This window comes from Paenibacillus xylanexedens (assembly GCF_007680605.1).
GTDB classification, from domain to species: Bacteria; Bacillota; Bacilli; order Paenibacillales; family Paenibacillaceae; genus Paenibacillus; species Paenibacillus xylanexedens_B.
Window position 1 is genome coordinate 186,399 of record NZ_VEIO01000008.1, and the last position, 20,095, is coordinate 206,493.

At 45.7% G+C, this 20,095-nt stretch carries 17 protein-coding genes; 5 read left to right on the top strand and 12 right to left on the bottom strand.

The features are described from left to right. Positions 1-165 precede the first annotated feature (165 nt). Together sdhA and FS818_RS24410 are read right to left on the bottom strand one after the other, a co-directional pair. The gene (gene sdhA, locus FS818_RS24405; RefSeq protein WP_145335514.1) at positions 166-1,908 is read right to left on the bottom strand and encodes a succinate dehydrogenase flavoprotein subunit; all 1,743 of its coding nucleotides are present in this window, start codon (positions 1,906-1,908) and stop codon (positions 166-168) included. Between the two features lie 58 nt (positions 1,909-1,966). Next, positions 1,967-2,635: a succinate dehydrogenase cytochrome b558 subunit gene (locus tag FS818_RS24410; protein ID WP_123064670.1), complete on the bottom strand. Its 669-nt coding sequence runs from the start codon at positions 2,633-2,635 to the stop codon at positions 1,967-1,969. Positions 2,636-2,997: 362 nt separating this feature from the next. Between FS818_RS24410 and FS818_RS24415 the strand changes: the two genes are divergently transcribed. After that, positions 2,998-3,921 carry a LysR family transcriptional regulator gene (locus FS818_RS24415; protein ID WP_145335515.1) on the top strand — a complete coding sequence of 308 codons (924 nt, stop codon included), beginning with the start codon at positions 2,998-3,000 and terminating at the stop codon, positions 3,919-3,921. A gap of 28 nt (positions 3,922-3,949) precedes the next feature. Here FS818_RS24415 and FS818_RS24420 read toward each other — a convergent pair whose 3' ends face one another. After that, entirely contained in the window at positions 3,950-4,621 is a 672-nt protein-coding gene (locus tag FS818_RS24420; protein ID WP_145335517.1) for a potassium channel family protein, read from the bottom strand. 33 nt (positions 4,622-4,654) lie between these two features. Then, positions 4,655-5,974 (bottom strand): TrkH family potassium uptake protein, encoded by a 1,320-nt coding sequence (locus FS818_RS24425; protein ID WP_397351814.1) that lies wholly within the window; start codon positions 5,972-5,974, stop codon positions 4,655-4,657. A 497-nt stretch (positions 5,975-6,471) separates the two neighbouring features. On the opposite strand from FS818_RS24425, the gene FS818_RS24430 reads away from it, so the two are divergent. Further along, positions 6,472-8,169, top strand: a complete 1,698-nt coding sequence (locus FS818_RS24430; protein ID WP_145335521.1) for a CPBP family intramembrane glutamic endopeptidase — start codon at positions 6,472-6,474, stop codon at positions 8,167-8,169. Here the strand turns inward: FS818_RS24430 and uvrC are convergent. Together uvrC and trxA are read right to left on the bottom strand one after the other, a co-directional pair. Then, positions 8,138-10,225 (bottom strand): excinuclease ABC subunit UvrC, encoded by a 2,088-nt coding sequence (gene uvrC / locus FS818_RS24435; RefSeq protein WP_145335523.1) that lies wholly within the window; start codon positions 10,223-10,225, stop codon positions 8,138-8,140. The two genes, FS818_RS24430 and uvrC, sit on opposite strands and share 32 nt — an antisense overlap. A gap of 342 nt (positions 10,226-10,567) precedes the next feature. Further along, positions 10,568-10,885, bottom strand: a complete 318-nt coding sequence (gene trxA, locus FS818_RS24440; RefSeq protein ID WP_090919457.1) for a thioredoxin — start codon at positions 10,883-10,885, stop codon at positions 10,568-10,570. Between the two features lie 264 nt (positions 10,886-11,149). Between trxA and FS818_RS24445 the strand changes: the two genes are divergently transcribed. Beyond that, a complete protein-coding gene (locus FS818_RS24445) occupies positions 11,150-11,305 on the top strand; it encodes a YqzM family protein (protein WP_090919461.1) in 156 nt (51 codons plus the stop codon). Positions 11,306-11,396: 91 nt separating this feature from the next. Here FS818_RS24445 and dnaI read toward each other — a convergent pair whose 3' ends face one another. The 4 genes from dnaI to FS818_RS24465 all read right to left on the bottom strand — a co-directional run bounded on the left by dnaI (position 11,397) and on the right by FS818_RS24465 (position 15,749). Continuing rightward, positions 11,397-12,347, bottom strand: a complete 951-nt coding sequence (dnaI, locus tag FS818_RS24450; protein WP_145335525.1) for a primosomal protein DnaI — start codon at positions 12,345-12,347, stop codon at positions 11,397-11,399. A gap of 162 nt (positions 12,348-12,509) precedes the next feature. Beyond that, positions 12,510-13,424: a tetratricopeptide repeat protein gene (locus FS818_RS24455; RefSeq protein WP_145335527.1), complete on the bottom strand. Its 915-nt coding sequence runs from the start codon at positions 13,422-13,424 to the stop codon at positions 12,510-12,512. A gap of 109 nt (positions 13,425-13,533) precedes the next feature. Beyond that, positions 13,534-15,069, bottom strand: coding sequence for a replication initiation and membrane attachment family protein (locus tag FS818_RS24460; RefSeq protein WP_145335529.1), 1,536 nt, complete (start codon positions 15,067-15,069; stop codon positions 13,534-13,536). Between the two features lie 386 nt (positions 15,070-15,455). Then, positions 15,456-15,749: a YuiB family protein gene (locus FS818_RS24465; protein WP_090919489.1), complete on the bottom strand. Its 294-nt coding sequence runs from the start codon at positions 15,747-15,749 to the stop codon at positions 15,456-15,458. A gap of 227 nt (positions 15,750-15,976) precedes the next feature. Between FS818_RS24465 and hemQ the strand changes: the two genes are divergently transcribed. After that, entirely contained in the window at positions 15,977-16,723 is a 747-nt protein-coding gene (gene hemQ / locus FS818_RS24470) for a hydrogen peroxide-dependent heme synthase (protein WP_145335531.1), read from the top strand. Positions 16,724-17,083: 360 nt separating this feature from the next. Here the strand turns inward: hemQ and FS818_RS24475 are convergent, their stop codons facing one another. Continuing rightward, positions 17,084-17,338 (bottom strand): hypothetical protein, encoded by a 255-nt coding sequence (locus FS818_RS24475; protein WP_145335533.1) that lies wholly within the window; start codon positions 17,336-17,338, stop codon positions 17,084-17,086. Then, positions 17,335-18,528: an NAD(P)/FAD-dependent oxidoreductase gene (locus FS818_RS24480; RefSeq protein WP_145335535.1), complete on the bottom strand. Its 1,194-nt coding sequence runs from the start codon at positions 18,526-18,528 to the stop codon at positions 17,335-17,337. The genes FS818_RS24475 and FS818_RS24480 overlap by 4 nt, the downstream gene beginning before the upstream one ends. Positions 18,529-19,038: 510 nt before the next feature. On the opposite strand from FS818_RS24480, the gene FS818_RS24485 reads away from it, so the two are divergent. After that, complete coding sequence (locus FS818_RS24485) at positions 19,039-20,040, top strand: NAD(P)/FAD-dependent oxidoreductase (protein ID WP_145335537.1); 1,002 nt, start codon at positions 19,039-19,041, stop codon at positions 20,038-20,040. Positions 20,041-20,095: the final 55 nt, after the last annotated feature.

Consider the following 20,095-nt stretch of genomic DNA (forward strand, 5'->3'; position numbering starts at 1 on the left):
AGGTGCGCAAAGCTGTTTGTTTGGGTGCTCGGTAGACGCTCCGGTCACGGAATGCCCCTTGGATCGCCATTATCCTCGAATTTTTGATCCACCCTTACCGGGGTGAAAATTCGATGATAAACGCGAACGCTTTGCTTCTTTCGGGCATTTCCGCTTCCTCCCGTATTAGTCTTTTGAGTAGTCCCGGATACGTGGTGGAATCAGGGATACGTCGACTGGCTCGTACGAGATTTGCGGGCCTTCTTTTGACCAACTCGCGATAGTCGTTTTCAGGAACTCTTCATCGTTACGCTCCGTGAATTCCGGTTTGTAGTGCGCTCCGCGGCTCTCGTTACGCAGCAGTGCGCCAAGTGTCATCGCCTCAGCAAGCTCAAGCATGTTCCACAACTGGCGAGTAAATGCCGCACCCGGATTGTTCCAGCCGGAATTGTCGTACATGTTGATTTTGCCATAGCGCTCTTTCAGTTCCTTGATTTTGCCAATGGTTGCTTCCAGCTTGTCATTGTAGCGAACCACCGTCATGTTGGCTGTCATCCACTCGCCCAGCTCTTTGTGAATCACATAGGCATTTTCCGTACCTTGCATTTTCATGATGCCTTCGTATTTGTCTGTTTGACGTTTGGTATAACCATCAAATACGGAAGAAGAGATATCCGCAGAAGACTTCTTAAGTCCTTTGATATATTCAGCCGCTTTTGGTCCTGCCACCATACCACCATAAATTGCGGATACGAGTGAGTTTGCACCCAAGCGGTTTGCACCGTGATATTGGTATTCACATTCGCCAGCTGCAAACAGCCCTGGAATGTTTGTCATTTGATTATAATCTACCCACATGCCACCCATGGAATAGTGAACGGCCGGGAAGATTTTCATCGGGATTTTACGAGGATCGTCACCCATGAATTTCTCATAGATTTCAATGATTCCGCCCAGTTTGACATCCAGTTCCTTCGGATCTTTGTGAGAGAGGTCGAGATAAACCATGTTCTCGCCGTTTACACCAAGTCCCATATCTACACAAACGCTGAAAATTTCACGCGTTGCAATATCACGCGGAACAAGGTTACCGTAGGATGGATATTTTTCCTCAAGGAAATACCAAGGTTTGCCGTCTTTGTACGTCCAGATCCGTCCACCTTCACCGCGCGCCGATTCGGACATCAGACGCAGCTTGTCATCTCCTGGAATCGCTGTCGGGTGAATCTGAATGAACTCACCGTTTGCATAATTCACGCCTTGTTGATATACCGCACTTGCCGCAGTACCTGTATTGATAACGGAGTTTGTTGTTTTACCGAAAATGATACCCGGGCCACCGCTCGCAAGAATAACCGCTTCGGCCGGGAACGTTTGTACCTTCATCGTTTTCAGATCCTGAGCCACGATACCGCGGCACACGCCTTCGTCATCAATAACGGCTTGCAGAAACTCCCAGTTCTCATATTTGGTTACGAGACCCGCTGCTTCCCAGCGGCGTACTTGCTCATCGAGTGCGTACAACAGCTGTTGACCAGTTGTCGCCCCGGCAAAAGCTGTACGGTGATGCTTCGTTCCTCCGAAACGGCGGAAATCGAGCAATCCTTCCGGTGTACGGTTGAACATAACGCCCATCCGGTCCATCAGGTGGATGATGCCAGGCGCTGCTTCACACATCGCTTTAACGGGCGGTTGATTGGCGAGAAAGTCTCCGCCATAAACCGTATCGTCAAAGTGTACCCATGGGGAGTCGCCTTCCCCTTTCGTATTTACCGCACCGTTGATACCGCCCTGGGCACATACGGAGTGGGATCTTTTAACAGGAACCAGTGAAAATAAATGAACATGGACTCCGGCTTCAGCCGATTTGATCGCCGCCATCAATCCCGCGAGACCGCCGCCCACAATAATTACATTCGATGATGCCATTGCTAGTTCACTCCCTTAGTAAGTAAGCGTTATTCTTGAAATTTAAAATCAGTAAATGTTAGACCAGAACGGATTTTACCGCGTCAATCATTGAAGTAGCTGTCTGGAAATCTACATTCCGGAAAGCAAACAATGAAGCGATAAACATGATGGATACCAGTGCGAACAAGCTCATGCACACATACGAGGACACGCGCTGTGCACGAGGTCCCACTGTAATTCCCCAGCTAACGAGGAACGACCAGAGTCCGTTGGCAAAGTGATATGATGCGGCCACAACGCTGATTAGATATAGAATAAATGTTACCGGATTCATCACGATGTTATGGATAACACCGCCTAACTCTTCGTGAGTTACGTTGCCGAGAGCCACTTGTACGCGAGTCTCCCATACGTGCCAGATCACAAATACAAACGTGATGACACCACTGATCCGTTGCAACGTATAACGCCAGTTGCGCTCATTGCCGTAGCGACCCACGTTAGGCTTGGCCTGATAAGCGATGTACAAACCATATACACCGTGATAGAACAGCGGTAGCCAGATCAGAAACGTTTCCAGAACAATAACGAGTGGCAGGCTGTTCAAGAAGGCAACCGCACCATTAAAAGCTTCTTTGCCGCCTTCAACTGCCGAGAAGTTCGTCACCAGATGCTCTAGAAAAAACAAACTGAGCGGAATGACGCCAAGCAAGGAGTGCAGCTTTCTCGAGTAAAACCCTTTCATAAAATGTCGATCCCCTTTCGCTAAATACAACGTTTTCATAAATCCATTCTTATATCATGACACGAATCCTTCTTACATGGGAAGGTTCGACAAATTGTTCCGTTTTGATCAGGTGTGAACAACTTGTGTCACAATTCATGTTACTCCTTTTTTTCTTATAAGGGAATTGCAATATAATTATTAAATGTTATAACCTATAGGTATAAGTGATGAAACAAAGGTTTTGTAAGGGTTATCGTATTGCAACGATGCGTTTGTAGCCTAACATATCAATGAAGGTAGCACGTTGAAGTGCCATACAATAAGACAAACAATTAATCAAGGGCAAGAATCACACTCATAATGAAGAGAGGTTAGTGTTCATGTTCGAGGAATTAAACGCATTTGCAGCGGTCGTGGAGCAGTCCAGTCTAAACCGTGCTTCCAAGCTACTGAATCTGTCTCAGCCTGCACTCTCTCGTAAAATCTCCAAGCTGGAGGATGAACTGGGCGTATCCCTCTTTCATCGCCGCGGCAAACGATTGGAATTAACCAGCGTAGGCCAACTCGCCTACACCTTCGCGGTTGAGCAGAAACAACAGCAACAAAAGTTTCTCACCATGTTATCCCAATACAAGGACGAGGAACAGAGCATTATTATGCTGGGAGCGAGCCTGACGACACTTCAGACTACTTTGCCTCCGCTCGTCAACGCTTTTATGGAGAAGCATCCTCATGCAGAATTAAAGCTGTTGACGGGCAAGACCCATGAGATCGTTTCTTTTGTTCGTGATAAAAAAGCAGATGTGGGCATTGTAGCCTCGTCCATCAGCGAAGCAGGACTCAACTGTGTGCCACTGTTTGACGACCACCTGGAGCTGGTTGTGCCGCTAACGCACCCACTGGCAGGCAAGGAAGCAGGCATGGAGCATCTGCAGGACCTGCCGATGATTACGTTCTCCAAAGGAACATGGTACCGCAAACTGACAGACGATCTGTTCCAGCGTTGCACCGTAATGCCTGACATTCGCATGGAGATTGATTCATTCGAAGCCATTATCCGTCTTCTGCCGACCTGTAAAGCCGCTGCCCTTCTCCCCAAATCTTATCTTCGTCCACAGCTGCTGGCAGATAACGATCTCGTTGCCGTGCATTTACCTCAGTTGAAACAGACCCGAAGAACGACTTGCATGATCTATGGGGAAAAAGAAAACCTCAGCGAAACCGCCAGACAATGGGTCAGGGAGACTGCTGCATTTTTTACAGCAAAGGCGTCATTGCCCTCACGAAGGACAACAACGCCTTGATATAATTCAGAAGAAGCAGCTTACCTGCTCAGCTCTCTTGACTAATAACCTCTTCCTCAAACCGGTCGATATCATCATTATTGCCAATAATGACCATAATATCCCCCATTTGCAGGGAATCCATCGCCGTCGGGGCAATAATGACCCCGGCTTCTTTTTGCAGGGCCACAATGCTGCAGTTAAAGCGTACGCGCGCATTCAGGCTGGAGAGGGTTTTATTGTGCAGACATGCAGGTACCTTCATCTCGACAATGCTGTAATCATTGGACAATTCGATGTAATCCAGCAGGTTTGGTGTAACCAATTGGTGAGCGACCCGGATGCCCATATCCCGTTCTGGGTAAACGACACGGTCAATACCCAGCTTATCTAGTGCTCGTCCGTGAAGAACGGAAATCGCTTTGGCTACAACCGTTTTGACACCCAGCTCTTTGAGCAGAATGGCAGTAAGGATACTCGTCTGAATATCGTCGCCAATGGCAACGATGCCGCAGTCAAAATTACGAATGCCGAGGGAGCGTAGCACCTCTTCATCCGTAGCGTCCGCCACGACAGCGTGAGTGACCAGGTCACTCATGTCTTCGACAAGCTCTTCATTTTTATCAATGCCAAGCACCTCATAGCCTAGTTCCATTAATTCCTGTGCCAGACTGGAGCCAAACCGCCCAAGTCCAATGACCGCAAACTGCTGTTTTTTCATCGTTCTTCACGAACCCCTCTATCCTAATAATCACTAACCAATTATCATTTTGCCTTCCGGATACCTGTATAAATCCTTACCCTTTTTCTGCCCCAGTGCATACGCCAGTGTAATTGGTCCTAGCCGCCCTGCAAACATGGTAAAACAGATCAATAACTTGCCAAATGTGGTGAGTTTAAGCGTCAAGCCAAGAGAAAGCCCTACGGTACCGAAAGCAGATGTCGTTTCAAATAATATCATTAAAAAATTACTGTCTTCAGTCGTACTCAGTACCATCGTCACCGTAATAATGAACAACAGCGCCAGTAGCGTGATGGTGAGTGCCTTGAAAATACGTTCCTGCACAAGCCGATATCGGAAAAAGACGATATCCTCCCGGCCGCGCATCATGGCAATGACTGCCCCGGCCATAATGAGAAACGTTGTTGTTTTGATGCCGCCTCCGGTTGACCCTGGCGATGCACCGATAAACATCAATATAATCATGAAAAATTGCGTGGCCTGCCGCAGTCCGGCGATATCCACCGTATTTGCCCCGGCCGTTCTTGGTGTCACGGATTGGAAGAAAGACCCGAGCAACTTACCACCCCAGTTCAGGCCGCCCAGCGTTCGCGGGTTGCTGAACTCAAACACGAAAATGACCAGTGCACCAAACACAATTAACAAAGCCGTCATCAGCAAAACGACTTTGGAATGCAACGATAGCTTCTTTGTTTTATGATATTCCACCAAATCGGACAACACCACAAAACCGATCCCGCCCGAAACAATGAGAAACATGGCGGTAAAATTAACAAGCGGATCATAGACATAGCCCGTCAGACTGCTAAATTGACCAAACATATCAAACCCTGCATTGTTAAACATGGAGATGGCGTGCCAGTAACCGTAATACATGGCCCGGCCAATTGGCATATCGAATGACCAGCGCAGTGCGAACAGCGTACCGCAAATCCCCTCCAGAATAAGCGAATAAATCACGACCTTGCGAATCAGCCTCACAATGCCTTCCATCGTGCTCTGATTCATGGCCTCCTGTAAGATCAATCGCTCCTTAAGCGATATTTTCCGTTTGAACGCAATGGCAACCAACGTAGACATCGTCATAAAACCGAGACCGCCGATCTGAATCAGAATGGCGATAATTACCTGACCCAGCACTGAAAAATAGGTTCCAGTATCCACAACAACGAGCCCTGTCACACATACAGCCGAAGTTGCCGTGAAAAGTGCATCGATAAAGGCCAGGCTGTCCCCACTTCGGCTGGATGCCGGAAGCATCAACAGCAGTGTACCTAGCATAATAATGCCAGCAAAACCTAACACCAGAATACGGGGCGGCGATAATCGCATCCATTGAACATTTGCTTTCACTTCCGTATCATCCACCTCTGCTAAAAAAGAAAATAACTCCACCCTGTGGAGCTCATGTATGATTCATAAAAAACATCATATACTTGGAGTTGATATGCATCCGACTAGAGTTAGTATACATCTTTTACAGAATGTCTACTCTGGATGTCTGCTCTGTTAGCTTCAGGTTAGCTTTGTTAGCTCTTTCCGTTCTATTCGTTCCCTTGTAAGACCGGATGCATGCGGATTTTTGCATATTTGCTTCAAAATTATAAGCGCTGCGGCAAATGCACACAAAACGATTTTTGGGTAAATAAGATCGAATTTGTTCAAAACGGGAAAAACACCTAGACCCGGACAACAAGATCGGATTTTTTCGATCATTTTCATTCGTTTTCATAGATTTACACCTGTTTTCGCCCTGTCATTGGCATTGGGGACATCCCCTGTGCTATCTTTACATTACGATTTAATTGAAAAAGGAGGAACACCATTCCATGAATCCCTTAGGGCAGCCTTTACAGCTTAAGGCTAACTTCAAGCGTTTGGGGTTGCTTGCGGTGATCGGCCTGATTTTATTTTTTGTCTTTCAGATCTTTCCTGCGACTTCATCACAAACGACAGAAATTTCGTCAACATCCTTCATTAGCAAGGATCAAGCGATCCAAGCTGCACGTTCATTCGCGGCTTCTGTTGATGACTATACGCTCCAAGGCAATGCCAGTAAACCTCTTGTAACGTATCAGACCCACTCGGATATTTACGGTTATATGGCAAAGACGAAACAGCTTGCCACGTACAATAAAAAATGGGAGACAACCTATCCTTACGATGTGTACCGCGTACGTTTGCTTGATCAGAACAACGGGGGTTACCTTAACATTGACGTACATATGAAAACAGGCAAGGTAGTCGCGTTCAAGCGGATATTGCCTTCCTCCCTGTATACGGCCGTTGAATCAGAGCAAGAACAGGGCATCGGAAGCACTTCAGAGTCGCTTGCAGAAGGCAATATGCCATTGAACGAAAAAGAAAAACTCGCGGCCGGAGTTTTGAAAGAATTCGGATATGATATCCCGACACTCCAACTGGATACACGAGATGGCGAGCCGGGTCTAAAGTACACGGATGCAAGTAAAACGATTGGCAACTCCAAACTGGAATTGAATTTCACTTTTGAAAATGGGGCTGTCCGTTCGTTCGATCCGGAGTTCTCCGTACCGAAATCCCACACGGATTATGTTAAAGACCAGACCCAACTAGCCAATTGGTTAACTTACGGTGGTTACGCTTTTCTGACGTTTGTTCTTGGTGTGCTTGCCATCATATACAGCATTCTGGCTCGTGCAAATACATCGTTCAAACGAGGCGTGGTATTGTCACTGGTGTACTTTGCAGCTTCTATGATTGGTACACTGAACATGTTGCCTCTCTTCCAGGCACAGGGGCTTTCAAGCTTCATGTTAGTGTTTCTTATGCTCATTCAGACCGGCATAACCATCGTGATGAGTGCTACGATCTATCTGTCCCTTGTCGCTGGTGACGGCATGTGGCGCAAAATCGGATTTAATCCATGGCCTCGTGCCAAGGAGCCGGGTTACGGCAAATATGTGTTACAGAGTATGTACACCGGTTATCTATGGGCATTTATTCTGCTAGGCGTACAATCCGTTCTGTTCTTTATTCTTGAACGTAGCATCGGCACATGGTCCACCACATCGGCAGATCAATCGACATATAACATGACGTATGCCTGGATCTTCCCGATAATGGCGTGGATGGCTGGAATCGGGGAAGAGGCTGTATATCGGCTGTTCGGTATTCGCATGATGCAAAAAGTTGTGCGTAACACGTTTATCGCCTGTCTGATCCCTACAATTATTTGGGCACTTGGACACACCTTGTATCCAATCTACCCAGTCATTACACGTCCGATTGAACTGACCGTCATCGGATTGCTCTTCAGTCTGATCATGTTGCGTCACGGCTTCATTGCCGTCGTTTTTGCACATGTCATCTTCGATAGTCTGCTGATGGGACTCAGCTTGATTTTCATGGGAGACGCACTGAATATGGGTGCCGGAATCTTCTGGATTGTGCTACCTGCCATTGTTGGATATGTGGTCTACCGTTTCAACCCAAAACAAAAAGAGAAGCCGTATGTCACGACTCCTCATCACGAAGTGCTGCAATAATTTGATTTGCCAGTTTATCACCAATCGATAGAGGCCGGAAGTCTTCGACACTGGCCTCTTTTATTTTGCGCAGAGAGCCAAAATGCTTCAAAAGTAGCTTACGTCGTTTCTCCCCGATACCCGGAATAGCATCGAGGCGGGACGTAACCATCGACTTACCGCGCTGTTCACGGTGAAATGAGATGGCGAACCGGTGAACCTCTTCTTGAATCCGCTGTAACAGATAAAACTCCTGACTGTCCCTCGGCAGGGCAATTACCTCTGGCGGATTACCAATCATCAGCTGTGATGTTTTGTGTTTGGCATCCTTCACCAATCCACACACCGGAATGAATAGCCCAAGCTCGTTTTCAAGCACGTCTACAGCTGCGGAAATCTGTCCTTTACCTCCATCGACTACGATCAAGTCAGGCTGGGTCAAGTTTTCCTTAAGCACTCGCTCATAACGGCGACGGATAACTTCACGCATCGTTTCATAATCATCCGGCCCTTCGACAGAGCGCACTTTATATTTACGATATTCCTTCTTATCCGGTTTACCGTCGGTGAACACAATCATGGCAGACACCGGATTCGTCCCCTGAATGTTCGAGTTATCGAAAGCTTCAATTCGTCTTAACTGCTCCAGACCGATCCAGCGTCCCAATCCCTCGGAAGCCTTGGATGTCCGCTCTTCGTTACGCTCAATAAGACGGAACTTCTCCTCCAATGCCACCCGTGCATTGTCGAGTGCCATCGTAATCATCTGGCGTTTCAGTCCGCGTTGCGGGATATGCACTTTAATGTCTAACCATTCTTGCAGAGAAGCAGCCATCTGCGACGGATCATCCATCTCGGATGGCAGCTTGGCATTGGATGTTTCCTGCAATTCGGCAGCATTGCTCTTTTCTTCCTCGGTTACCTCCGACCCATAAGCCGCAAGTGTCTCGGCAACAACTGGCATCGAAGCAGCGGTCTGATTCATCCCGACTTGTAATTCCTCGTGAGTGGATTCAACCGTTCCCTCAGAATGCTTATCCCCGGATGTATTCGCATGATCTACTTTTGCGGAATCGCTTGTTGTCTCGCCAGAGAGCAGTTCTTTCGGCATCTCCGGTAGCAAAATTTCCTGTGGCAGCGCCGGGTTATCACTATAATACTGGGTTACATAGGACATAAAATCATTGTAGGCCTCACCGTAGAACGGGAAAGTGGATACATGACGTTCAATCATTTTTCCCTGACGCATATATAGAATCTGGACACACATCCAGCCTTTATCAATCGCAAATCCAAAGACGTCACGGTCTCTGGCATCCGCCATCGTAATTTTCTGTTTTTCCATGATCGCATCAATTGCAATCACCTGGTCACGCAGCTCTTTGGCACGTTCAAAATATAAATCTTCAGCGGCTTCCTGCATTTTGCGTTGCAGGTCCTTTTTAATCTCCTCATGCCCGCCGCTCAGAAATGACCCGATCTCCTGCGAAATCTCGTCATACTGTTCTTTGCCTACTTCCTTCACACAAGGAGCAAGGCATTGGCCCATATGGTAATACAGACAAACTTCCTTCGGCATCACACCACATTTGCGGAGCGGATACATCCGATCCAGCAGTTTTTTCGTTTGGTGTGCCGCATATGAGTTTGGGTAGGGACCGAAGTATTTGGCTTTATCTTTCAGCACTCGGCGGGTCACTTCGAGCCGCGGATGCTTTTCATTCGTTATTTTAAGATAAGGAAATGTTTTATCGTCTTTGAGTAGCACATTGTAACGCGGCATATGTTTTTTAATCAGGTTACACTCCAGAATCAGTGCTTCCATGTTGCTGCCTGTCACGATGTATTCAAAATCACGGATTTCGGATACAAGACGCTGTGTCTTTCCGTTATGACTGCCAATAAAATAAGAGCGCACGCGATTTTTGAGCACTTTCGCTTTACCAACGTAAATAATGGTGCCTTCACTGTTTTTCATCAAATAACAGCCCGGCAGGTCTGGAAGCAATGCAAGCTTATGACGGATCTGTTCCAGTGCCTTTTCCTGTGCGTCTAACTCCTGCATAAATGGATCCATAATTCGGTGGGTCCTCCCTTCCGAAAAAAAGTAAAAAATAATAGGTTACACAAAGGAATTCACACCGATCACTTCAATGACAGAAGAACCTTCCAATCGCTGTTATCCCCAGATTTTTTTGATCCCCTTTATAAATGGGAAAATCCGGTGATAAAGGCGAACGCTTCGCTTTTTCAGGTTTTTTCTGTCCTTTTCGTTATTGTGTGAATGGTTCAAGGAAGTTGTAAAAATTAATTTTACTTTTATATTGTCCTACATATCACTTATCGACGCAAAACGCCCCCGGCATGTAAACCGGAGGCGATGTGTCAGCCTGCACTTATTTATGATGTGGCTTGCTGCTTATTGATGTTTTTCGATGATTCCTTTGAGAGCTTCTTTGGAGTTCAAACCAACCACTTTATCAACCGGTTGACCGTCTTTGAAGAAGATCAGTGTTGGAATGCTCATTACGCCAAAGCGGGAAGCAGATTCTGGATTCTCATCCACGTTTACTTTAGCAATTTTTACGGAATCGCCAACTTCTGTGGACAGCTCTTCCAGGATTGGAGCGAGCATTTTGCAAGGACCACACCAAGGCGCCCAGAAATCAACCAGAACCGTTCCTTCTCCTTCGACTTCCGTGTTAAAGGATTGATCGGATACGTTAACAATAGCCATGAAATTGTCCTCCTTATATATACTTACGGTTTTATTTTAACCTGTAACGTCGTGAACGACACTTCCAGTATAACACATGTGCGTTAGACATGTGAAATGAACAGATAATGTTCATCTTCCCAACATGAAATCTTCACAATTACAGGTGTAACAGGTCGGCTGTATAATCTTTACAAACGCTTTCTTTTCCAAGTATACTAAAAATACTCCGGATTGTAGCCCTGCTTGCAGGCCAAGCTGTCAATCCTCAAAGGAGGCAACAAAATGGACGCTAATATTCGGATGACCGACCCGCGTGAACATGTGAACGAGGAGCCGCGTAGCGATCTCTTTGATCTGATTATGGGCGTTGTCGGCATGGGCGGCCTGATGACTGTTATCTTTTTTGGAATGGTAATTTTTAAATTCCTGACCGAATAGGATGTTCCAGTCAGTTTCAGGCTCCCGCAGACCAGAAAAGCCCGGTTCTCGCATATTGCGAAAGCCAGGCTTTTTTTGGTTCATCAGTATCTTATCTCTTCCCTCGCTGATTCTCGCCCCGCACCTGAATGACATCCACAAATGGACGAATGCGATCCATCAAACGTTGGCCTTTGTTCGATTCCTCGCCATCCCGGTTCGTAAAGCTCAAGTGTTTCTCAAGCCCTTCCAGGTTGTAATTGGACGTATAGAACGTTGGCTTTCGATTCATCCTATAGTTGAGTATAGAGCCCATCACATGGTCCCGTACCCATGGATTGAGGTTCTCTGCACCAATATCATCAAAGATGAGCAGATCACAGCTTTTCAGAACATCCGTCATTTCCTTGAGTTTCTGTCCTTCACTGATCATGGATTTCAAGTCCTCCACGAAGTCAGGCATATAAATAATGACACCTGTATGACCCGCAACCGCGAGTTCATGTAGCAGATAACACATCAGAAACGTTTTGCCGGTTCCAAACGAACCTTCCAGATATAACCCTTGAGTCGAAAGTCCATTGGCCTTGGTCTCGCTAATATAACGAAGAACACGGTTCACCGCTGGCGCACGCATGCGATCTTTGCCCATAATTTCCACATCATTATATCCAGCGCTTAGAGCACGCTCATCCACATAAAAACTGCGAATCCGCTGTTTGATGATATGTTCATTTTGCCGGGCGATCTGTTTGGAGCAAGGAGCTTTGATATCTATAATTTCGGGTTTACCGTTGAAGTTTTCTACTTCCAGTTTGCAGAAATGACCCTGAAAATCGTTGGGACAGTTGTCGAGTCCCGGACAATTCGCGCAGTTCTTCGAATCTTTGGCATACTGAAACAGCTTGCTCAGATCGGGCATGAGCTGTGCATCTTTCAGTTCAGGATGACCTGCGCGGAACTCGCGCACATACGGGTCTTCCAACAAATCCGCCATAATTCGCCGCGACTGCTCACGAAAGGAAGGGTTCAGCTGCTGAAGCAGTCCTCCCAAGGATTCCATGGCTTCAAGCCCCCTTTTTGAAATATTAATATTATGAAAACATGGGACAAGTCTATCGCCAAATATTCAATCATTCGTACTGTTCATTCTATAGAAAAGCACACAATAACTCAACTGATACATTTGGAAAAAACATCTCCCCATATCATACAGGTATTTCATTTAACCCTTATATTCCGGATGTTCATGTCTGGAGCACCCGAATAAATAACATTTGGAGCTTAAAGATGTCTTGAATTTAAATGGTGGGACAAAACCCGAGGCAATCTGTTCGAGAATGTGTTCATATTCTTGTTTTTCATTTTGCAATCGAATCACGTATGCCGCCTGGTCACTTTCTGTCCAATCCTCGTCGCACTCTTCTGCCAGTGCTTCCTCAATATCATCTTGTTTTAACCGAATACACTCTTGTGCAATTTCATCCGCACGTTCCATCGCATTCGTTTGAACCAAGGCATAAATATATCTACTTACCCAGTCGGGCGACTTGTCGTAGGTGTTCCAGGACTTTTTGAACCAATGTAACGATTCGGTAAAACACGCAAGCTCCAAGTACAGTTCTGCCACATGTACTTCTCCGACAAAATCTTCATCACTTTCCAAGAAGGCATCCAGTTTGTGTTTTGCTTCAAAGGTATGTCCCAGCTGAATTAAACAGTGCACATGACTATACAAGGCGTAATCAGAAGGCCCGGCACTTTTCAAAAATAAAGCTGAAGCCCGTTCCAACTCTCCGAGATGGTACTTCGCAATAGCCAAGTTATTGTATGCCTCTTTGGAAGGCTCCACAGCAATAGAGTCCGATAATACAAGCGCGGCTTCTTCCCATCTCTCCGTCTGAACAAGTAATTCACCAAGCAGACTATATGGAAAATGTGAGATTGGTTTCAACGCCACTGCTTCCTGAGCCAAATGTATAGCCTTCTCTACCTCATCTTCTTCGTGATAATAAATCCAGGCCAGATTCGTCAAGGACTGAACATCCCTTGAATCATTCAATGCTTTTTGAAATAAAGTCAACGCTGCATCATAATCATTATTTTCAAGGCATTCTATGGCTTTCTGATTCGTAGTCAACGGTTCTGCTCCCTCCTAAATGGCCTGGTGCCCCTGGCTGTCTAAAATCCATCATATCTATTGAAAAAAAGCGAGTCACCTCTTCCAAGGGACCCGCACGTATCTACAACTATAACGTTCCTTTTTGCTTGCTTGCCTGCATCTCCTGAGCAAATCGCATCATCTCTTCGAACTCTTCCTCCGAAACATGTTCCCCATCTTGGCTTATGTCTTGTACAATCGGAATTTCGGGTTTGGCTTTGGTTCCTTTGCCGTATGTACGGGTACGGGTTCCAGCTGCTCCTGCAGCCTGTTTGCCTTTGACCTTCGCCTGATCACGAATATATTGCACAGCCTTCTCATACGTATTAACCTGCTTCAGCAACATATTGGAGGCAATGGCTTCGACAAAATTACGATTAATCCGTTGCTCGCCGCCCGATACAAGCAATGCCATCAGATAATGAATCAATACATTGATCACTTCACCCGGCAACTTGTAGCTCAGATCAATTTTTTCGAAAATATCAACCAGATTATCCGGTACAGCCCCCGGGAAAAATGTCTGTAACAACCGAGTGTACGGCTCGTTACGAAGCATCATGTTATATTGATGGATATCACACTTGGTTGCAAATTGCGGCGGCACCTCAACATAATACTCCATCTGAACAACATGCTCCACTGGTGGTTCACCGGAGTCATTATATGGTTGTGATTCCTCCATATTCTGGCGAAGTGCAACCACCTTGGCGGCTTGTACCGTCTGCTGTTCCTGACGTTTCTTCGTTTGCCTGAATTGCATGCTCGCCTTGTGTTGAAGATCATCCAGCAATAATTGTCCTTGCGGGCTGAATACACCGTCCTCGTCGAGTAGTCGGCATACGTCCTGCACGCTAAGATTAAACTTGTTCACTACAAAATTGACGATCCCCAGCTGTTCATGATCAAAACGAAGTTGTTCCACATAACGTCGGTTCACCGACTCACGCGGGAATCGCAAAATAATGTCCGCATAATTCAGTGTGTTTTCTTCCACAGCATCATTCGTGCCTGTTCGCTGTGCCGTTGTGGATACTTCGGATAGTGCCTGCTCCAGCTCGTAATCAATGACATGCGTGTTAAGCTCAAATATATCGTAAAAGGGAACTGAAATATTCTCTTTGTTGGCTGCAACGTAAGGTGCTTCCCCATTTTCAACCGCCGAAAAGCCAGATCGCAGGGACAACACAGCAAACTTGCCAATTTTGTCCCGGAGCAACAGTGTCAGATGCTGTGTGCGGAAAAACTCTCCTGGCGAGAGCGGCGGCTGCAATTCGTACTCATAGATGTAATCATCATTTTCTGGAATATAAACTCGTGACGTCTGGAGAAGACCTACGGCCTCCAGCTTGGATGCCTGTTCAACGAGATATTTACGTCCTTTCTCGCTAGGTTCCAGCCCCAATGTCATGAACAGCCTTCGTTGCTGCTCAAGCGGGGAATAACCGACCTGTTCTCCGGGGAGATGCTGAAATAACAGCCGATACAAGCCAACCGCAAAAGCACCTACCATAGGCTGGTAAGCTCCTGTAAGCATGCGGTCGTCCAGGGCGCTTAATCCAAACTCCCTGTATACGCAGTAGCGATGATGTTCCGTATAATGATGCAAATTCTTCATGCGCATAGCCTGATCTCCTTCTTCCCCAAAGGTTGTTTTTCTATTCTATCATAAATGTCCGATCCTCAAATGCTCAAAAACAGGTAAAAAACCAACCCGTTCTCTCTCCGTTTCGTCCTAGGTCGACATCGTTCACGTTTTCGCAGAATTGGGCGAATTTTCAAATAAGCAAAAGCCAAAGAGTCGCTAGAATACTATAAAAGTTACAGAGCGAGATTACAAGCGAAAATCGTTTAGATCTAATCATCTTATGCTTATGAAAAAAAGCGGACAAACATTCTCCTCCCCCGTTCATCACAACAAAAAAGCCTTCCCTTTGCACGCGTAAGCGTTTGCGTCAAAGATAAAGACTTTTTCAAGTTATTGCGGCATATGCCTTCACTTTCCAGTCATTAGAACATCCGATATCCGCCCAAACGCAGCTTCTGAATCGTCCAGCCGCTGATAATCGCACCCGCCAGACCTGCAACCCCGGTCATGTAATCAACCAACTGGAATGATCCAAGATGCGACACGAGCGTAGATGAATGATCCCATAAGGAATATACCACCACAGGCAAAATAACGATGACGAACAGATAGGAAGGAAACCAGGTGGTCTTCATAAGCATATTCAAAATGAAACCGATACCAAACATCATGACAAAAAATAATACCATTAATACAAGCACAGGTATAAACTGCATCGGCTGACGTTCACCTCTTCTTTCACACTTTCGGTTTTCCCTTCTGGATAGTAGTAAGTTTACCGCAAAAAATGTGGCGAAGCAACGAACTTTCTGGACAAATCTACCGATTTTCACGAGAAGATCATTTGCCCTTCTGCTTCATATTGGGATACAATATAACGATAAAGCACTAAACCATCCCTTACCGGGATTTGGAAATATAATCCGCAGGAGGAACAATATCCATGAACGAAGCCGCATCAACCCTGGAGGGCTGGTATGCCCTGCATGATTTTCGCTCGATGAACTGGACCGCCTGGAAAGCAGCCGACGATGAAGAGCGTGCTGTTGCCCTGGACGAGCTTCAAGAGTTTTGGAATGATTGGAAAAACGTTGAGGAGACTTCCCAAGGCAGCACTGTAGTTTATACAGTCGTAGGCCAGAAGGCTGACTTTGTGATGATGCATCTGCGCGAGACGCTGGAAGATCTGAAGGCAGTAGAGAACGCTTTCAACAAAACGACGTTTGCCAAATACACGACTAAAGCTTATTCATATGTCAGTGTAGTTGAACTGAGTAACTATCTTGGCAAAGAGGGCGAAGATCCGATGCAAAATCCGGAGATTGTCGCCCGTCTTAAACCGGTTTTACCACAGCGCCAATATATTTGTTTCTACCCGATGAACAAAAAGCGTGAGCTGAACGACAACTGGTACATGTTGTCCATGGACGAGCGCCGCTCCATGATGCGCAGTCATGGCATGATCGGCCGCAGTTATGCAGGTAAAGTAAAACAGATCATTACCGGCTCCGTCGGATTTGATGATTGGGAATGGGGCGTTACGCTGTTCGCCGATGATGCGCTTCAATTCAAAAAACTCGTGTACGAGATGCGTTTTGATGAAGTAAGTGCACGCTACGGTGAATTTGGCTCCTTCTATGTAGGAAGCTTGCTGAACGAAAGCACACTGGAAGAGATGCTGAAACTGTAATTTATTTTTTATACATGTAAGAATCGTCCAGCTTGCCTTCTCTTAAGGTAGGTTGAACGATTTTTTTTATTTTCAGAACAGCAAAAAAATCACCGCCGGACGTATTGCTCCGCGGTGATTTTTTTCATACCTGTTACCTACTTCAAGCTTGATTAGGATCTATATAATTTGAATTGTTTAATGTTTACACAAGAACGGAGAGGACAGAAAAAACCTGGAAAAGCGAAGCGGTCGCATTTATCACCAAATTTTCCCCTTTAAAAAAGGGAATCAGAAAATTTTGGAGATAACGGCGATTATAAGGTTATTCTGTCATCGAAGTGATAAGTGTAAATTAATCTCTCAAACTTATAAAAAATCTTAATCCTGCTCTTCCTCATCAACCGCTTTCAGAGATTCGAGAAATTCAGCAGTTGCACGATCACGGTCACGGCTCTTCTCCTTCAGCCGTTCAATTGCCGGCAGGATGAGAATATCTACTTCTTTCTGAACGATGTAAGCCAGGTCATATTGATTTTGATCCTCCAGATACCCACCGACCTGCATCAGATCATTGTATCGATCCAGTTCCTCACGGGTTAACAGACCTCGAACCTGTACACTGCAATGTCTCATCCGAAAAACCGTCCTTTCCTCAGGACCAGCGGAATACCTCCGATGATAAACAAATAGCGCATATCTACTAATTTTTTTAATTGTGCTGCCTTCCAACCTTTGTATTTCTTATCCCCAACGACAGCAATTGCTTCCCCTTTACCCAAAGAGGCAACGGTACCTTTGCTGGTGAATTCAAAAGGCTGAGGCTGCTTGTTGCGAATGGCTGCGACTATATTTTTTGCACAGTTCACACCTTGCTGCATGGCAATCTGTGCTGTTGGCGGATAGGGTCTGCCCTCCTTGTTAAATACAAGGGAGTTGTCCCCGATCACATACACATGTTCGTGCCCAGGAGCACGCAAATACTCATCTACCTTCACACGACCACGCATCACTTCAAGCCCTGCCTGTTCAAGTAAGGAATTCCCCCGAATGCCTCCTGTCCATACAACTGTGGCTGCGTCAATTTTCTCGCCTTCACCAACAATTACTCCATCAGGAAGACATTGCTTGATGGGAACACCAATTTTAAACGTAACACCTTTTTTCTTCAGTACGTTCATCGCATGATCTACAAGTTCCGGATCAAATCCCGGTAATGCCGAAGGTGCAGCTTCAACATTATAGATGTGCACATGCTTCGGGTCCACGTCAAATTCTTTGCACAGCTGCGGGATACGGTCAGCAAGTTCTGCGACAAATTCTACGCCGCTAAAACCTGCTCCCCCTACAACGAACCGAATACGGTTTCGTTTATTGTCGTTTTTGTACATTGCGAATTGATATTCGATATGTTCCCGAATCAGCCTCACCGAGTTGATGCTGCGAATGGTCATCGCGTGTTCCAACATACCCGGTATGCCAAAAGTTTCCGGCTCTCCGCCTAGTCCAATAATCAGGTAATCATAGGACAACGTTCCATCCTCCAGAATGACTTTACGATCCTGAAGCCTTATCTCCTTCACGGATGATTTTACCAGATCAATCTTGAATTCATCGATCAGTTTGGAAATAGAAACTCTCGCATGCTCTATTTTATCCGTGCCGGCTGCCGGCATATGTAGATGGGTGGTAATATAGTGATAATCATGCCGATTCACCAATGTGACGTCAGCTTCATTATAGTTGAGTTCCTTCTGCAGCCGCTGCGCTGTCAGAATTCCGCCATATCCCGCTCCGAGAATGACGATTTTGGGAATGCTGCTCATATCTGTACTCCTTCCGGTTTCGCTCGCATCCTTCCTGATATTAAGGTGGAATGCAAAATGCTCTTACTTACAAATATTGCTCAGGTCTTATCCAATATGACGACAAATGTAAAATTTGTGAGTGTATATTAACTTCTGTACGTATAATATCGACGATTATAGTTGTGAAATTAACCACAAGTTTCCACAAAACGAGGTTATTTCTTAACCTGAGGTTATGACTCTAATTTTGACAAAAAAACACATAGTACAGGTCAAGGATATCTGTATTTCTCGTAAAGATCAAGGTTTTTTTTGTTATTTTTCATAACCTTTCATTTCCAATTTCATCCTATTCTCACCAGAACTTCATCATTTATTTTCAGATTAGTGATCCCGCTAACTTTGCAACCCAGATTACACCGTTTATAATAAGAAAGACAGTTTGGCAACAATGCAGATGATGTGACATAATTTGCGAAAATAATCACTGTTCTCTACCTATTAAAATAAGAAAGGTGTTGTTGATTTTTGACTGCACAGACGTCCGGTCATGAAATGACCGATTTACTTATTATCGGCGGGGGTCCTGCGGGCCTGTTCGCTGCATTTTATGGAGGTATGCGTCAGGCTTCCGTTACACTGGTTGAAAGCATGCCACAGCTTGGCGGACAGCTGGCTGCCCTCTACCCGGAAAAATACATTTATGATGTAGCCGGTTTTCCAAAGGTTACTGCTCAAGAACTGGTAAATAACCTGATCGAGCAGATGAGCCACTTTAACCCGAACATTCGCTTGGAAGAGAAAGTGGTATCGGTAGAGAAAAAAGAAGAACAGCATTTCGTCGTAAAGACAGATGAGAATGAATATCACGCCAAAGCGGTTATCATCACGGCTGGTGTTGGTGCATTTGAACCTCGTCGCCTTGAACTTGAAGGTGCAGCGAAGTTTGAGAAAACCAACCTGCATTACTTCATCAGTGATTTAAACGCTTTTGCGGGTAAAAAAGTTTTGATTAGCGGTGGGGGAGATTCTGCTGTAGACTGGGCTCTTATGCTTGAGCCAATTGCTGAACAGGTTACTCTGATACACCGCCGGGACAAATTCCGTGCACATGAGCACAGTGTGGAAAACCTGATGAACTCCAAAGTTAACGTTGTAACACCGACTGAAATTACGGAACTTCACGGAGATGACACCATTACCAAAGTTACTCTTGCTCATGTTAAGACGAAAGAAACACAGGAAATTGAAGTGGATGATGTCATTGTTAACTTTGGTTTCGTATCCTCCCTCGGTCCAATAGCTGAGTGGGGTATCGAAATTGACAGCAATTCCATCGTTGTCGACTCCCGCATGGAAACATCTATTCCGGGTATTTTTGCTGCCGGCGATATTACGACGTATCCAGGCAAGCTGAAACTGATTGCTGTTGGCTTCGGTGAAGCTCCGACTGCAGTGAACAATGCGAAAGTGTACTTCGATCCGGATGCCAAATTGTCTCCTGGACACAGCAGTAATATGAAACGCTAATTCGAAGAAATCACATATAATGGTACAAAAAAGGGTATCTTACTCCTGAGCAATC

What these genes read in the sequence shown, in the direction of transcription:
- FS818_RS24420 (WP_145335517.1), bottom strand. Translation starts at nt 4,621, where the DNA reads ATGAAAAAACAGCAGTTTGCGGTCATTGGACTTGGGCGGTTTGGCTCC.
- FS818_RS24430 (WP_145335521.1), top strand. Translation starts at nt 6,472, where the DNA reads ATGAATCCCTTAGGGCAGCCTTTACAGCTTAAGGCTAACTTCAAGCGT.
- dnaI (WP_145335525.1), bottom strand. Translation starts at nt 12,347, where the DNA reads ATGGAATCCTTGGGAGGACTGCTTCAGCAGCTGAACCCTTCCTTTCGT.
- FS818_RS24415 (WP_145335515.1), top strand. Translation starts at nt 2,998, where the DNA reads ATGTTCGAGGAATTAAACGCATTTGCAGCGGTCGTGGAGCAGTCCAGT.
- sdhA (WP_145335514.1), bottom strand. Translation starts at nt 1,908, where the DNA reads ATGGCATCATCGAATGTAATTATTGTGGGCGGCGGTCTCGCGGGATTG.
- FS818_RS24480 (WP_145335535.1), bottom strand. Translation starts at nt 18,528, where the DNA reads ATGAGCAGCATTCCCAAAATCGTCATTCTCGGAGCGGGATATGGCGGA.
- FS818_RS24410 (WP_123064670.1), bottom strand. Translation starts at nt 2,635, where the DNA reads ATGAAAGGGTTTTACTCGAGAAAGCTGCACTCCTTGCTTGGCGTCATT.
- FS818_RS24445 (WP_090919461.1), top strand. Translation starts at nt 11,150, where the DNA reads ATGGACGCTAATATTCGGATGACCGACCCGCGTGAACATGTGAACGAG.
- FS818_RS24460 (WP_145335529.1), bottom strand. Translation starts at nt 15,069, where the DNA reads ATGCGCATGAAGAATTTGCATCATTATACGGAACATCATCGCTACTGC.
- FS818_RS24465 (WP_090919489.1), bottom strand. Translation starts at nt 15,749, where the DNA reads ATGCAGTTTATACCTGTGCTTGTATTAATGGTATTATTTTTTGTCATG.
- hemQ (WP_145335531.1), top strand. Translation starts at nt 15,977, where the DNA reads ATGAACGAAGCCGCATCAACCCTGGAGGGCTGGTATGCCCTGCATGAT.
- FS818_RS24475 (WP_145335533.1), bottom strand. Translation starts at nt 17,338, where the DNA reads ATGAGACATTGCAGTGTACAGGTTCGAGGTCTGTTAACCCGTGAGGAA.
- FS818_RS24425 (WP_397351814.1), bottom strand. Translation starts at nt 5,974, where the DNA reads ATGCGATTATCGCCGCCCCGTATTCTGGTGTTAGGTTTTGCTGGCATT.
- trxA (WP_090919457.1), bottom strand. Translation starts at nt 10,885, where the DNA reads ATGGCTATTGTTAACGTATCCGATCAATCCTTTAACACGGAAGTCGAA.
- uvrC (WP_145335523.1), bottom strand. Translation starts at nt 10,225, where the DNA reads ATGGATCCATTTATGCAGGAGTTAGACGCACAGGAAAAGGCACTGGAA.